We start from the raw sequence: 13,019 nt of genomic DNA, 5'->3' as shown, positions 1-13,019 counted from the left end.
GACGTGCACGCCCGCAACTGTCGTCGTCGCATCCGCCCCGGTGACGTCTACCTGGAAATCGTGATGTCGCCCGATCACAGCGGCCTCGGCTCCCCCTACTGGCGCCGGTTCCGCGAATGCGCCCCCTGCGCCGAGATCTACGGCCGCGGACACCTGCTCGCCAGCGGCCACAAGGAGACGTGATGACCAACACGATCTTCACCTCGGCGGAGGTCGAGTCGCTTCCCGTCGGTCAGTGGGTCATCGACGCGGACGGCACCCCGCTGTGCCTCGTGGACACCAACGTCGGTTGGCCTCAGCGCATGTGGATGCACCAGGGCGGGTGCACCTTCAGCGCGATCGACCGCACAGCCTATCCGCTGCGTCTTGCGGATGTGGAGCAGGAGTGCCCGCATTCGTGGGGCACCAACGAGTATGGGCACTGCCGCCGCTGCGGAGCTGTCGTCGCGGCCCCGGAGAACCTGACGTGGAACTTCGCGTTCGTCAGCACCGACAAAGGTGGTGAGCTGTGATGGTCGCCGGGCTTCCTCGCAGCCATACGCACATCCGGCACGGTTACACGCTCAACGACCTCTACGACATCGCCGTGCGGGCAGTCGGAAGCGCACACTGGATTCGAGGAAAGAACCTTGAGGAACGCGTGGAAACGGCATGGACCGAGGTCGCCATCGCGCTGTGTGAGGCGAAAGCTCCACCTACCCGTGGTGAACTGTTTCTCGTCGCGCTACGGGCAGCCGACCAGGACCACATCGACACCATGCGCCACCACGGTGTCGACAAGCGCGACGCTCACCAAGGACCCGGATCCGGTGAGCACTTTCAGCGCTACTGGCATCGTCTCGATGGCTCCCCGTTCGAGGACAAGGTCGTCGACACGGTGGCGCTCGGCCAGATCTGGCCCACTCTTTCCCGCAGGCAACGGGAGATGCTGCTCGCCTTGGCTACCTACGGTGGCTACAGGGAAGCATCCGCGGCGGTGGGGGTGAGCTACAAGCACTTCACGGACTGGGTATCCCTGGCACGGCGTTCCTTCCTGCAGCTGTGGCACGAGGGGGAGACCCCCACTCGCATGTGGGGCCGTGACATTCGTCGGGGCCGTGAGAACACCGGGCGTAATCCCACCCTGCTGGTGAGGGTTCGACGTCGCGCTCGTGCTGCACGTCGTGCCGCTGGGCGACAAGGCCAGACGCCGTGAGTCGCCACCCCCAGCCTTCATTACCCTCTGCCCTGGTTGCGGCCGCACAGAACGCGGTGACCGAGCTGGCCGAGGCGGTCCCCCACCAGACCGCGGTCACCTGGGTGCACGCCGGAGCGGTCGCCCAGCACGCCGTCCAAGTCGGGTTCGGCCCTGCCGGCGTCTCGATACGGTCCGTGTTGGACCGCGTCGCTGAGCTGCATCCGGGACTCGCCCCGTTCGGCGACTTGGCCGCCGAGCTGGACACCATCGCTGAGAAGACGATCGTGGAGGTGTGGCGGCAGCACCAGCTCATGCCCGACGACCACCAGATCCGCTGGTGGACCTACCCGCTCGGTGACCTCTACCAAACCCTGTCCTGCGAGGCACGCAAGAACCGCGCCCTCTGCCAAACCCCGTGGTGGATCAGTGAGCTACTACTGCATGTGAGCATGGACCGCGCCGCAGAGGTGTGGCAGCGGCCGCTGCTGATCGACCCCGCCTGCGGCACGGGCCATCTGCTGATCGAGTCGTTCCATCGGGTCTACCGCGGTAGCGGTCGCGGCATCACCGATGACGGCCGCGATGTCGCCGACGCTCTGGGCTGCGTCCACGGTGTCGACCTCGACCCCTACGCCGTCCTGGTCGCCCGGTACCGGCTCCTGACGATGGCATGGGCGGATCTGCAACACCGCACTGACCTGACAGCCCTCGCCGAGCTGCCGGTGCACGTCGCGGCGGCCAACTCCTTGCTCGCCGAGGATGAGCCGCTGCTGGAGCACGGCGGCTACCACGTCGTGGTGACCAACCCGCCCTACGTCACCCCGAAGGACGCCACGGTTCGCGAACGAATCCGGGGCCGCTACCCGGAGGTGTGTCATCAGAGGTATTGCCTGGCGTTGCCGTTCCACGCGCTCATGATGCGACTGCTCGTCGACGGGGGCTGGTGTGCCCAACTCACCGCCAACTCGTTCATGAAACGCGAGTTCGGCCGCAAGTACATCGAGCAGTGGCTACCGCAATACGATATGCAATGGGTGATCGACACCTCCGGTGTCTACATCCCCGGCCACGGCACTCCCACCGTGATCCTGGTGCACCGCAACCAGCCGCCCAGCAGCGACACCGTCCGCACCGTCGTCGGACACCGCGGCGAACCCCGCGTCCCCGACGACCCTGCCCAAGGGCTGGTGTGGCAGGCGATTCGGCAGGCCGTCTACAACCGTGAGTCCGCCGAACGGTTTGTTCGCGGCGCTGAAGCAGCCTGGCGCGCCGACCACCCCGGGACCGCGCCGGAACCCCCACAAGTACTGGCCCCGCGGGAAACGCCTCGACAGCTCAACCTCTTCGACCTGCTCGAGATCCCGGACACAGCAGCGTAAACACCACCAACCCTAAACCAGCACGAGGAGCAACGTGACCAGCACGCAGGCGAAGAACATCCTCACGGACGAGGACATGGAGGCCACCTACTACGGCGTCTCCGTGGCCGCTATCGGAGACGGCGGCGACCTCATCGCCCTCGACCACCCCGAGCCCCGCCGCGCAGTGGCCGCCCTCAACGCCTACTGCCGCAAGGACTGTGGAGCACCCCGCGGCCTGGACGCCCGCAGCTATCGCGAGGCAGTCCGCCTATTGGACCGCCGCTGGGCCGTACTTGCCGAGCGCAACACCGACGACTGCGCCTGGTGGATCACCTTGAAGGACGCAGAAACGCCGGGCACGTTCCCCGTCACGATCTGGTGGCGGTGAGCCGCCATGCACTCGCGCCCCCTCGCGCCTCGCCTTGAGGCCGCTGCCCCAGTGCTCGTCACTGGCTCTACCTGGGTCGAACTACTGCTCGCCACGCTCGGCCTGTACGCCATGGACGACAACCCGCTGCGGACCGCGTTCGCCTTCTACCTCACTCTGTGGCTCTACCTGCTGTGGGGCGTGACGTATGCCAGGTCCTGGGCGCCGCGTCCGCTGGTCTATGTCGCGGCTCGGATCCCGATTGTTCCCTTGGTCGCGCTCGGGTTGGCCTGGTTCATGCCCCTACCTGCAGCGGCCGTGGTCGAGGTCCTGCTCTGGACCGGTCCGTTGGGACTCGTTCTCGCCCTACTCGTCCGTCAGAGGCGAGTTGGTGCCGACCTCAAGGAGACGTGATGGAGCGCGGTGATGACGCGATGATCGACCCGAACGCTTGCCGCTGGTGCAACGTGCCCGAGCGGGAGCACTACCAGCGATGGAAGCCACCCGTGGGCTGGCACCGATTCCAACAACCCATCGACGCGCAGCGACTGATGCGGATGCGCGTACGACGAACGAAGAAGGAGGCCAAGCGTGCCCGAGCTTGCCGTGCAGCGGGCGACTGAACTTGGCCACAAGGTGGAGTGTGACCCGCCCGCCGCACTCGACTACCGGGCCAACGTCTACGGCCGCGCCATCTATGAGCGCTGCCCTTCCGGGGAGGACGACCGTGACCGACCTTGAGAACACCTACTTTTCGGCGTACCACTGCCTGTATTACTGCCTTGGGTGCCCCAACTGCCGCGACATGGGCGAGGACGAACTGTACGCGGAGCTCCTGCGCGCGGAGGGTACGGATGGCTGAATCCAACACCTACTACATCGCGATCAACCAGAAGGCCGTCACCGCCAACAACTTCCCGCGCTCTGCCAAGTGGTGGCGCCACTTCCTTCCTCGTTGGGCCACCCGCCCTCGCTGGTGGGACACCGCTCGAGAGGACGACAGTGTTTCCCGACTCCACGTCGATGAGACCACAGGCGTCCTCACGATCCGGGTGAATAGTCACCGGCAGGCCGACACGGTGCGGGGCTACCTGCTCAACTGCTCCGCCCTTCGACTACCCGAGTGGGCGATCCAAGGTAGGACAGGGGGCACTCCATGACTAACAGCTGGGATCAATGGCACCCCGACCGGACGATCTCCTGCCGCGGCCTGCCCCGCATCGGTGCCCTCGTCGGCCTCGACAACCGGGCATGGCGTGTCACCGCGGTCGAGCCCCTCCCCCGCGAGGACTGGACCGCCGAGCAGCAGGCACTCGTTGAGCACCACGGAATCACCGCCGTCCCGCGGGCCGTCCTGCTTCAGCCGATCCAGCCCGGCGGGCAGGAGGCTGGCCCGTGCGAGCGCTACATCGCCCACGAGGGCACACGCTGGGACGTCTACATCGACGAGCACATCCCCTACTGCGGACACTGCCTCGAACCAACCCCATGCCGGGAACGGTACGCGGCCGAGCTTGCTCGCCGAGCAATGTCGCGCCTCGAGCGGTACGAGACCCCCGGCGTGTGCCCGGCTTGTTGGGAACCCGTGACCCAACGGCAGAAGTGCATCACCTTCGACGAGAACATCGAGCTTTCGGGCGGACCACCCGTCACCTTCCACGCACGCGCCCGATGCCGCGGCGAAGCCATCGACTACGAACGCCGTTGGGTCTCCGCCGACCCCGAACACCGGCACCCACCCTCTACTGCGAGGGCTGGCTGGTGAACCACAACGACAACACCTACGAGTGCAGCGAACACAACCGCTGCCCCGGCCCCCACGCCCCACACCTCGGCGGCTACTCGGTGTGCGACTGCCCGAGCTGCCACGCCAAGGGCAGGTTCAACTGCACCCCGGCTCCGGGCGCGGTGCTTCGGGAGAACACCGACCCGGTGCCGAACCTGGCGCTCGGGCGGTTGCGGGGACTGCTCCAGCGGGCTGAGGACGACGGGGACGCAGCGTGAACCAACCCCGCATCCTGGTCACGGGCTCCCGGCACTGGACCGACCAAGACCACATCGCCGACGCGCTGACCTACTGGCGCCAGGAACGCAAGCACAGCGCACTGTCGGAACGGGAAGCCCGCGCCGCCGCCGAGAAGATCGTGAACCGTCGCTGGGGCCGGATCGTCAAGCTCGACCACAAGCTCATCCGCAATGGCTCTCTAGCAGGCCGCCACCTCACCTAACAAGCACGCGAAGGAGAGAACATGGAAGATGACACCACCAACGACCTGCTCTGTAAGACCTGTGGGTGGACCGTGAACATGGTCTGCCCCGAGTGCCCGAAGGGGTGTGGGTGCGAGACGCGCTGCACCGGGTGGCGCCACCACGAGTACGTCAACGAGGACGACCTTGTCGATGGGAACGTGTGCGACGAGTGCGGAGCCTCCGATGGATACGGCTGCAACTGCTGACCCCCTGACCGCGCTCGCTTGTGGCCTGGCGTTGTTCGACCTGCCGCCCAACAGCAAGCGGCCCACACCTGGTTGGCAGCAGCGCTGCACCACTGATCCCGAGCTGGTGTCACACTGGATACACACGAGTCGCAACCTGGGCGTCGGCTGCCGCGCCAGCGGCGTCGTCGGACTCGACTTGGACCGCCACGACGGCGACCCGGACGGCGTAGCCGCCTTCACGGCACTGTGTGACCGCCACGGCCAGCCCTGGCCGGGCACGCTGACCGTGCGTACTCCGCGGAATGGCCTGCACCTGTACTTCCGCGTCCCGACAGGCCGGATCATCGTCAGCACCAGCGGCGGCCGCTCTGCTCTCGGTCCCGGTATCGACATCCGCGGACCGGGACGCCGTAGCGGCGGCTATCTCGTTGGTCCCGGCTCACTCGTGGATGGCCAGCGCTACGTCATCGTCCACGACACCGCGATCCAGCACCTACCCGGCTGGCTCGCCGCCCTGCTCGACAACCCGCGCTGAGGAGTGGACATGGAACCCGAACCCGACCAGCACACTGTCGACTACCGGCCCAACCTGTGGGCCGCTGCCCGTGCACACCGCCGGCACCAAAACAGTTCAATAGGCAGCAACGTCTACCGAGCGGGGATTGTGTAGTGGCCGCCCCTGACTCGCACCCAATTGCCGTGAACCGCAAGGCGTACCGTCTCGACGACGCCCGACTGATCTACGAACGCATAGCGGTAGCTACCCGCCAGGCGAGCAGCTTGTCGGGACGCTGGCCGTGGCCGACGTGCTGGTGAAGTACGCCGCCAACGCACTTGGCGCACTCGCCCGCCGCGGCCAAGCCGAGTACCAGCCGGACACGTTGCGGGAGGTCGCCACCCAGGTTGAACGCATCATTTGGACGTTGCGATACATCCCCGCCGCAGTCGGCAAGAGGCTGGAGCAGCAGGCCCCGACGCCCGACCAGGCGATCTCGGCCCAAGAAGCCCTGAGAGCGCTTCACGGGCACCTCGATCGTGCCCCGCCCGCAGCCCGTGACGTTGTGAACGCCATCGCGAAGCTCAGTTCGGACGACGAGACGGCGCCACAGTGACGGCAGCGTCACGTGTTGCCTGAGAGTCAGGGACCAAGGCCCCGCCGCCAACCTGCTGCGGGGCCCTGGTTGCGTCCAAAGCCGTGGCGATGGGCTGGATCTTCGATCACGCGATCGAGCGAGCTTATCGAGCAGGAGCTAACACGGACACCGACCCCGTGGACTCACTCTGTGATCACGCAACGTCCACAGAGAGGAGTCCCGTGGCGGCACCCGGCGCTCCCCCGACAGAGACCCCCTCCACGAGCCGTTCCGGCCCGCCAGCGTGGGTCGCCGTACTCGTCCTGGGTGTCCTGCTCGCCAGTGTCATCCTGGCCTGGACGCTAGGCCCCACACCCCAGACTACTTCAGAGGGGGCCTCCGCCACGTCTACCGCCCCCACCACAACGGCGAGCCTCGCGTCACCGACCCGGATCTCCCCGTCCTACCTCCCACCCGAGCTGCACGAGGGCCACGGTGACGACGTCATCACCACGAGCTGGCCAGCCAAGCTCGGGATCGTCACCTTCGAATGCGCCGGCTGCACACGTAACACCGTCCTCAAAAGCGACGGTCGCGAGTCCCTGCTCGTCAACGAGATCGGCTCCTACCGCGGCACGCGGTGGATCAACGTGCGGGACGGCAGCTTCACCACCACATTCACGATCAAGGCCACCGGACCATGGAGGTTGTCCATCACCGACCTTGACCAGGTCAAGTGGTTCGGAAGCGGTGAGACGGTCAGTGGCGAAGGTGACGATGTGATTCTCCTAGCCGGTGGCTCAAGGAGGGCGACGATCACCAACCAGGGAGAGCACAACTTCGCCGTCCATGTGCTCTCCCCAGGTGCCGGCTTGGATCTCGCTGTCAACGAGATCGGCGGCTACAGAGGCACGGTCCCACTCCGGGAACCGGCTCTCGTCCAGATCACCTCCAGCGGTCACTGGACGATCGAGAGGCTCTGACCGCTGTCATCGCGAGTGGCCACCCCGTCACTATGGGCCCGTTCAGGTTCGCCGTCGCGCCTGCTGCCGGGCACGTTCGAGGTTGTCTTCATGGGCGACCTTGCGTGCCCACTCCTGCTGGCTGACCATCCCGTCCTCGGCGCGGGGTGCTGACCGCAGCGGATAGGTGTCGGTGAAGCAGCGCATCCGGAGTTGCTGGCCCAGCGTGCTGGAGCCGGCGATCACCAACTCGGGCATCATCGGCGCCGGCCAGGAGAGGATGAGATAGTCCTCGGTCGGTTCCTCGACCACCTGGTCGTAGTGGTCGTCGCGTCCCCGGGCGTGCACACGTAGCCGGTAGCAACCGGGTCCCATCGACGACACCAAAGGCAGATCCGGGGTCACGTCGTCGGCGTACAACGGCTGCACCCGCATCCGCCCCACCAGACTCACCACACTGATCTCGACGACGTCGTCCCACGGTCCTGGGTCAAGCTCGGCGGGCGGGTAATCGAGCGGCTGGACGGTGGCCCGGACCGGGCCACAGTTGATGCCGGCGTGAATCCACGCCCCACCAGCCAGCATCGGCTGGGCGAGACCGTTGACGTAGTCCCCCATACCACCCAGGGTGGGTGGACGATCCTCGACCCGAAACTGACCTTCGTCGACCCGCACCAGATCAGTGTGCTGACTGCTCATGCCGTGATCCTGCCCGCCGATCGGGGTGTCCCGACACCGACGACAGGGTGCCGGGACACCGCGCTGCGTGAACTAGCGGATCCAGATGAAGAACCGATCACCGTCCAACACGCGCCAGTGGGAGTAGTCGCGCTGGTGCCAGCGTCCCTGTTTGCTGTTGTCCTTCTCGTTGATCATGCAGACGCTGACTCCGGTGGGTCCCGTCTGGCGGGGGAGGCTGAACCCGCAGTTGTCGAAGGTGCGGCGCTCACCCCCGGCGGTCAATCCCTGGCGTGAGGAGGCCGGCGGATACTCGTCACAGCTCTTCCCGGGGATGCTCGGGGCGTCGCCGCAGGCCAGCGACCGGTTCCGGTCGATCGTGCCCTGGTCTCGGGTGCGGTTCAGCGCGTGTTGGGGAGACGCACCGGGCAACCCCGACTGCTGCGCCAGCTCGACGTGCGCGGCCAGTTCCGGGGCTTCAGCCCGGTTGTAGATCACCGGTGCGGCGGCCGCGGGGATCACGCAGCCCACGCCGGAGGAGCCACCGACGGCGTTGTCGCAGCGGACGTCGAGCATCCGGAACCGATGCGGCCCGGTGTCGGGATAGCCGGGGACGGAGAACGTCAACGCCCACGTACTGCGGCACGTTCCGACCTCGCCTGGCGCGGTGGCCAAGGTATCGAAATACGCCTCTCCTGCCGCGGTGACGTCAGGGTAGATCTTCTGGCGGGGGAACGAGGAGTTGAGCCATTCGCACTCCCCGCTGACGGTGGCCTGGCCGTGTGCTTCGGCCAGCCGGGCATCGCCCCACGCTTGGTAGGCCGAGACCTGGACCTGGTGAGCCCAGGTGGAGCCACTGGTGGAGGTGTAGGTGAAGGGCACCACGTTGACCTTCGCCTCACCGGTCACGACAACGGTGCCGTCGCTCTTCTCGATCCTCGTCACGACCGACCCACTCAGGACGCCGCAGACCGCGTCACGCACCAGGTAGTAGGTGTCGTAGGGCTTGGTGTAGCACCAGTCCGGCGGCGTCTCGATCCCTGGCCGGCGCGACACCGGTCTCGCCGTCTCGATGCTGTGTCCCTCCGCGCTGGGCATCAGCCGGAAACACAGTTGCCGCCCCTGGGCGGTGGGAACCGAGCATCGTTGACCACCGGACGGTGGCTGCACGACCGGTACAGACTCCACAGGCAGACCAGAACGGTCGGGCACGGACGCGGTGATACGCCCGGGCTGATCGTGCTGCTGCGGTTGCGCCACCGCCATCGCCCCCGATGGGAATAGCACCACAAGTGCTGCCCCGAATGTCAGAAATATCCCTCTCATGATCACGGAACGTAGACAGGGCGGCATGAAAGATTCGCCCGCCGAATGAGTGACGAGCCGCTATTTCGACAGCTGACAGGCGTTAGGAGTCTCTCGTGATCGTCCAATCGGTGTCATCAAATGCACTGACTGGCGAGAAAATTGTCATGATGGAAGTTCTATCGGTTCCCGAATTAAACATTGCCGCCACTGTTGATGTCGCGACCGGCCACACCCCCGGTACCAGCAACACACCGGCCACCACGAAAACAGGGAACAGCACCACCATCTCCATATCCCCGCCTGTACGGAAACGCCATGCGCGAGGGAGTCCCACCCGATACCACCGCGCTCCCCGGATGGGGGCCGGCCACAGCAGGGGACACCCCGACCTGGTGCAGGCGTCCCCCAGGGAGTGCACCGCGCAGCCCAGTCCCACCGCGAGTCCCGCCCACGCGGTGGTCCCCTCCAGTCCCTGCAGCAGGACTGTCCCCCAGTCCCCGTGCTGTCCCCACGCCGCCGTGGGGACTCCCAGCAGGAGTGTCCCCGCCAGTCCCCACCCCACCCAGTCCCCGAGGGAATCCACGGCGAGGAGAGTCCCCACGGCGAGGACCACGAGCAGTCCCCACGTCCCCGCCAACTGTGTCCCCACGGCAGTCCCGGTCCCCACGGTGCCCGCGAAGGCGAGGGTGTGGGACAGGTGTCGGTGTTCCCCGTCGGAGTCCCCGCTGTCCCCCGGTCCCCGGGTCCTGCGGTACACCGCAGCCGACAAGGCCCGCAGCCCGTTCGACAGCACTGCGGTCACCGACCCGAGCAGCCGGGAGGCCCGGGCGTGCGGGTGGTCGAGGTCGGGCAGCAGGGCGTAGCCGGCGGTGATCGCGGCAAACGGCACCGCCTCCACCAGGCCGTGCAGGCCGACCAGTGGAGCCACCGCCAGCCCGGCGCACCATCCGGTCAGCGCGTGCGTGCGACCCAGCATCGGAAGAACCTCCTCGAGGTGGCTGTGGAAGGGCTGGAGCAGCTGGACGGGGCCCGTCCACGACCCGTCCAGGCACGGGGGCGGGTGGACGGGCAGTGGACGGGTGCCGTCCAGTCCCGTGGACGGCAGGTGACCTGCGGAAACAACTCGAATGGACGGGAATGGACGGCCTGGACGGGCACCACCCGTCCCACCCGCCCGCTACCCTGTGACCTGCGGAAACGCTGCGACGAGGGGCGGGGCGGTCTGGACCGTCCGCCCCGTCCGGGCCGCCCACGGTTCGGCTACTCCTCGTCCGAGATAGCGGTCGGCGGCTCACCGCGGCGCCACGCCTCGGCCGCCGACCGCAGATCGGCCACCAGACGGCCACGTTCGCCGCCACGCTTCCGCGACGGCACCCCCAGCTCGGTCAGCTTCGCTCCGAGCGTGGTCGCGTCCATGTCGACGAGCCGGGCGAGTTCGGCGGTCGTGACGTGCTCGCGGGTGTCACCGGCCAGCCGCGCCACGATCGTGGCGAGCGGCTCGGGGACAGGGTGACGGGCAGGCTCGGGAACCTCGTCGAGTCCCCGGATCTGCTCCAGGAGCCTCCTGTCCCAGCCCCCTTCGGAGTCCCCGGCGCTGTCCCCGCGGTTGTCCCTTCCGTGGGGACTACGGGGAGTCCCCACGGTCGGGGACTGGGGGGACTGTTGGGAGAGGTCGGGGACAAAGATGTCCCCGTAGAACCATCCCCGCTTCCCGTCCCGTTCCCCGGGGACACCACCGTGGGGATTCCACACAGTCCCCGCTGGGGACACCGCGGCAGTCCCCACGGGGACAGTCCCCGTGTCCCCGTCCGGCAGGCACGGGAACTTCCCGAAGTAGTCCCGCCACACCTGGGTCCGCTTATGGGACCAGCGGCTGGCGTAGTCGTCCCCGACCCGCTCCCGCAGCTTCTGCTGCGCGTACGGCTCCAGGCAGGTCACCCAGGTCTGGTGTCGAATTGCCGCCTGGGGAATTCCGACTTCCTCGTCGATGTAGGCGGCCTTCGCGATCTCAGGCTTCGAGTCCTTGCCGATGGAAAGGTAGAAGCAGTGTTCGGGAAGCTTCGAGGTGTCGAGGTTCGCCCCGTCAGGCAGGGCCCACGTGCCTTCCGCCCTCGTCATTGTCGAAAATGCGGCGCGGCGCGTACAGGTGCCCTTGATCTCGGTTGCCAAGGCGCCCATTTTGTTGATCGTGACGCCCTGGTTGAGTAGCTCGACCTGGATGCCGTACTGGCGGCCCTTGGACGTGAGGTACATGATGATCTGCCCCGCAGTGAGTGGCGTCTCGCCGGGAACGGGGATAAGCGTGGGTGACTTCAGGACGGTGTCGGCCTCCTCGATCACGATGTGCACCAGGGGTTGGTCCCGGCCGGGCAGCAGCCGGTTGTTCTCCCGCTCGTAGAGTCGGCGCGGTGCGGTCTCGCGGATCTTGCACAGCACGTAGGCGACCCGCAACATCCGTGCCACCGACTCCCACGATTGCCCTTCGACGTAGTCGATGACGGGGCGGCTGGCGCGCCCGTCGGCGAGAGCGGTGAGCCAGGGCCCGGCCAACTCGAGAAGCTTGGCGGTGCCGCACATCCACGCCAGGGCATCCATGCACCGCGTCAACTGGTAGATAATCATGTTTTCGTAGGTGGACTTGCCCGAGCCGGTGGTGCCGACGGCGATCCCGTGCCGGTACCGGAGGTCCATCTCAAGCGAGGCGCCGGTCTCGTACAAGCCCAGCCACAGCGGCTCGTTGCAGGTGGTGATGCCCTCGTCGGGTGGAACCTCGACGACGCCAGCGAGCGGGTTCCGCAGCCGCACCATGAAGGTCACGGTGTCCGCCGAGCCGGCTTCCCTGACCTCGATCGCACCGTCAGTCACCTGGACGCCCCTGGTCTTCCAGCGACGCGTGACCAGCCCGGTGATCTCCCGTAGCTTCGACTTCACGGTGCCGGAGGTGTCGGCTCGGTCGGGGTCCAACTCGACCTCGATGCACGGGCCGACGTTCGTCTCCTTCCACTCGAGCACGCGGGTGTCGCCAAGTCCGACGTCGCGCAGGATGGCTACCCACTCTGCGGCATCGGCGGTGTGCTCGGGGGCAACGCCGCGAGGTTCAGCAGTCACTGGTGCCGTTGCGGTCGTGTCTGCCTCGCCGGACTCGACATCCGGTTCCTCCGTCGTGCTGCTCCTCTGTGCGGTTTCCTCGGCTTGCACTGTCGTGTCGGGCGTGGCGGGTCGCGGCAGGAGCAGATGCCGGATGTCCGCGTAGCCGAGCGCGTGCAGCAGCATCAGGAACGTCAGCGCACCGAAGGCTGGCCAGTCCGGGGGGCGCAGCACACCGAACGCTGCGGCGTAGGTGGTCCACCCGGTGACCACGAGCCAGTACCAGCCGGCCAACCGGCCCGCCGACCCTCGGGCACGGCGCTGCCGCGGGGTGCCCGGGGTGATGAGGGAGCGCGCAACAACCACCGCGGCGGGTACGGTCCCCACACCCACCAGCGGCACCCACCACCAGTCGTAGCCGAGCAGGTCGACCAGGCAGCCCGCGAACCCCGCCCACAGCAGTCCGAGGAGGGGGTGGAACCACAGTGGGTTCGGCCCGGGCTGGGAGGCGAGCCGACTCCACGTGCCGACCTCGTTTGTCGTCATTGCGCGCACCCTCCGATCACCC

The 13,019-nt window shown here is 67.2% G+C and carries 19 protein-coding genes; 15 read left to right on the top strand and 4 right to left on the bottom strand.

Translation table 11 applies throughout. The annotated features are described in order from the left end of the window. From IEY55_RS26745 to IEY55_RS26675, 15 genes are all read left to right on the top strand, one after another. Positions 1 to 183 (top strand): hypothetical protein (locus IEY55_RS26745; protein WP_229686782.1); only part of this gene is annotated, 183 nt, incomplete at its 5' end. Then, positions 183 to 512, top strand: coding sequence for a hypothetical protein (locus IEY55_RS26740; RefSeq protein ID WP_189061332.1), 330 nt, complete (start codon positions 183 to 185; stop codon positions 510 to 512). The genes IEY55_RS26745 and IEY55_RS26740, both read left to right, overlap by 1 nt. Further along, positions 509 to 1,195, top strand: a complete 687-nt coding sequence (locus tag IEY55_RS26735) for a hypothetical protein (RefSeq protein WP_189061331.1) — start codon at positions 509 to 511, stop codon at positions 1,193 to 1,195. The genes IEY55_RS26740 and IEY55_RS26735 overlap by 4 nt, the downstream gene beginning before the upstream one ends. Next, a complete protein-coding gene (locus IEY55_RS26730; protein WP_189061330.1) occupies positions 1,192 to 2,556 on the top strand; it encodes an Eco57I restriction-modification methylase domain-containing protein in 1,365 nt (454 codons plus the stop codon). Before IEY55_RS26735 ends, IEY55_RS26730 begins: the two co-directional genes overlap by 4 nt. 34 nt (positions 2,557 to 2,590) lie before the next feature. After that, the gene (locus IEY55_RS26725) at positions 2,591 to 2,926 is read left to right on the top strand and encodes a hypothetical protein (RefSeq protein ID WP_189061329.1); all 336 of its coding nucleotides are present in this window, start codon (positions 2,591 to 2,593) and stop codon (positions 2,924 to 2,926) included. Positions 2,927 to 2,977: 51 nt separating this feature from the next. Continuing rightward, the gene (locus tag IEY55_RS26720; RefSeq protein ID WP_189061328.1) at positions 2,978 to 3,319 is read left to right on the top strand and encodes a hypothetical protein; all 342 of its coding nucleotides are present in this window, start codon (positions 2,978 to 2,980) and stop codon (positions 3,317 to 3,319) included. Between the two features lie 177 nt (positions 3,320 to 3,496). Continuing rightward, entirely contained in the window at positions 3,497 to 3,646 is a 150-nt protein-coding gene (locus tag IEY55_RS26715; protein WP_189061327.1) for a hypothetical protein, read from the top strand. A gap of 113 nt (positions 3,647 to 3,759) precedes the next feature. Further along, a complete protein-coding gene (locus IEY55_RS26710) occupies positions 3,760 to 4,065 on the top strand; it encodes a hypothetical protein (RefSeq protein WP_189061326.1) in 306 nt (101 codons plus the stop codon). Next, positions 4,062 to 4,670 (top strand): hypothetical protein, encoded by a 609-nt coding sequence (locus tag IEY55_RS26705; protein WP_189061325.1) that lies wholly within the window; start codon positions 4,062 to 4,064, stop codon positions 4,668 to 4,670. Before IEY55_RS26710 ends, IEY55_RS26705 begins: the two co-directional genes overlap by 4 nt. Beyond that, positions 4,667 to 4,909, top strand: coding sequence for a hypothetical protein (locus tag IEY55_RS26700; RefSeq protein WP_189061324.1), 243 nt, complete (start codon positions 4,667 to 4,669; stop codon positions 4,907 to 4,909). The genes IEY55_RS26705 and IEY55_RS26700 overlap by 4 nt, the downstream gene beginning before the upstream one ends. Next, entirely contained in the window at positions 4,906 to 5,133 is a 228-nt protein-coding gene (locus tag IEY55_RS26695; protein WP_189061323.1) for a hypothetical protein, read from the top strand. Before IEY55_RS26700 ends, IEY55_RS26695 begins: the two co-directional genes overlap by 4 nt. 21 nt (positions 5,134 to 5,154) lie before the next feature. Next, a complete protein-coding gene (locus IEY55_RS26690) occupies positions 5,155 to 5,361 on the top strand; it encodes a hypothetical protein (protein WP_189061322.1) in 207 nt (68 codons plus the stop codon). Further along, on the top strand, positions 5,339 to 5,878 hold the full coding sequence (locus IEY55_RS26685; protein WP_189061321.1) for a bifunctional DNA primase/polymerase: 540 nt from the start codon (positions 5,339 to 5,341) through the stop codon (positions 5,876 to 5,878). Before IEY55_RS26690 ends, IEY55_RS26685 begins: the two co-directional genes overlap by 23 nt. 262 nt (positions 5,879 to 6,140) lie before the next feature. Next, entirely contained in the window at positions 6,141 to 6,455 is a 315-nt protein-coding gene (locus tag IEY55_RS26680) for a hypothetical protein (protein ID WP_189061320.1), read from the top strand. A gap of 203 nt (positions 6,456 to 6,658) precedes the next feature. Next, positions 6,659 to 7,399 (top strand): hypothetical protein, encoded by a 741-nt coding sequence (locus IEY55_RS26675; protein WP_189061319.1) that lies wholly within the window; start codon positions 6,659 to 6,661, stop codon positions 7,397 to 7,399. Between the two features lie 42 nt (positions 7,400 to 7,441). On the opposite strand, the gene IEY55_RS26670 is transcribed toward IEY55_RS26675, so the two are convergent. From IEY55_RS26670 to IEY55_RS26655, 4 genes are all read right to left on the bottom strand, one after another. Then, positions 7,442 to 8,077, bottom strand: a complete 636-nt coding sequence (locus IEY55_RS26670; RefSeq protein WP_189061318.1) for a hypothetical protein — start codon at positions 8,075 to 8,077, stop codon at positions 7,442 to 7,444. Positions 8,078 to 8,149: 72 nt separating this feature from the next. Then, entirely contained in the window at positions 8,150 to 9,154 is a 1,005-nt protein-coding gene (locus IEY55_RS26665) for a hypothetical protein (RefSeq protein WP_189061317.1), read from the bottom strand. Between the two features lie 310 nt (positions 9,155 to 9,464). Then, on the bottom strand, positions 9,465 to 10,340 hold the full coding sequence (locus tag IEY55_RS26660; RefSeq protein WP_189061316.1) for a metal-dependent hydrolase: 876 nt from the start codon (positions 10,338 to 10,340) through the stop codon (positions 9,465 to 9,467). A 284-nt stretch (positions 10,341 to 10,624) separates the two neighbouring features. Continuing rightward, complete coding sequence (locus tag IEY55_RS26655) at positions 10,625 to 12,997, bottom strand: hypothetical protein (protein WP_189061315.1); 2,373 nt, start codon at positions 12,995 to 12,997, stop codon at positions 10,625 to 10,627. Positions 12,998 to 13,019: the final 22 nt, after the last annotated feature.

Source organism: Longimycelium tulufanense, assembly GCF_014645795.1.
Lineage (GTDB): Bacteria > Actinomycetota > Actinomycetes > Mycobacteriales > Pseudonocardiaceae > Longimycelium > Longimycelium tulufanense.
The sequence above is the reverse complement of the archived record's forward strand: the minus strand, read 5'-3'. Positions and strand labels throughout refer to the sequence as shown.

What these genes read in the sequence shown, in the direction of transcription:
- IEY55_RS26740 (WP_189061332.1), top strand. Translation starts at nt 183, where the DNA reads ATGACCAACACGATCTTCACCTCGGCGGAGGTCGAGTCGCTTCCCGTC.
- IEY55_RS26710 (WP_189061326.1), top strand. Translation starts at nt 3,760, where the DNA reads ATGGCTGAATCCAACACCTACTACATCGCGATCAACCAGAAGGCCGTC.
- IEY55_RS26705 (WP_189061325.1), top strand. Translation starts at nt 4,062, where the DNA reads ATGACTAACAGCTGGGATCAATGGCACCCCGACCGGACGATCTCCTGC.
- IEY55_RS26690 (WP_189061322.1), top strand. Translation starts at nt 5,155, where the DNA reads ATGGAAGATGACACCACCAACGACCTGCTCTGTAAGACCTGTGGGTGG.
- IEY55_RS26685 (WP_189061321.1), top strand. Translation starts at nt 5,339, where the DNA reads ATGGATACGGCTGCAACTGCTGACCCCCTGACCGCGCTCGCTTGTGGC.
- IEY55_RS26670 (WP_189061318.1), bottom strand. Translation starts at nt 8,077, where the DNA reads ATGAGCAGTCAGCACACTGATCTGGTGCGGGTCGACGAAGGTCAGTTT.
- IEY55_RS26665 (WP_189061317.1), bottom strand. Translation starts at nt 9,154, where the DNA reads ATGCCCAGCGCGGAGGGACACAGCATCGAGACGGCGAGACCGGTGTCG.
- IEY55_RS26660 (WP_189061316.1), bottom strand. Translation starts at nt 10,340, where the DNA reads ATGCTGGGTCGCACGCACGCGCTGACCGGATGGTGCGCCGGGCTGGCG.
- IEY55_RS26655 (WP_189061315.1), bottom strand. Translation starts at nt 12,997, where the DNA reads ATGACGACAAACGAGGTCGGCACGTGGAGTCGGCTCGCCTCCCAGCCC.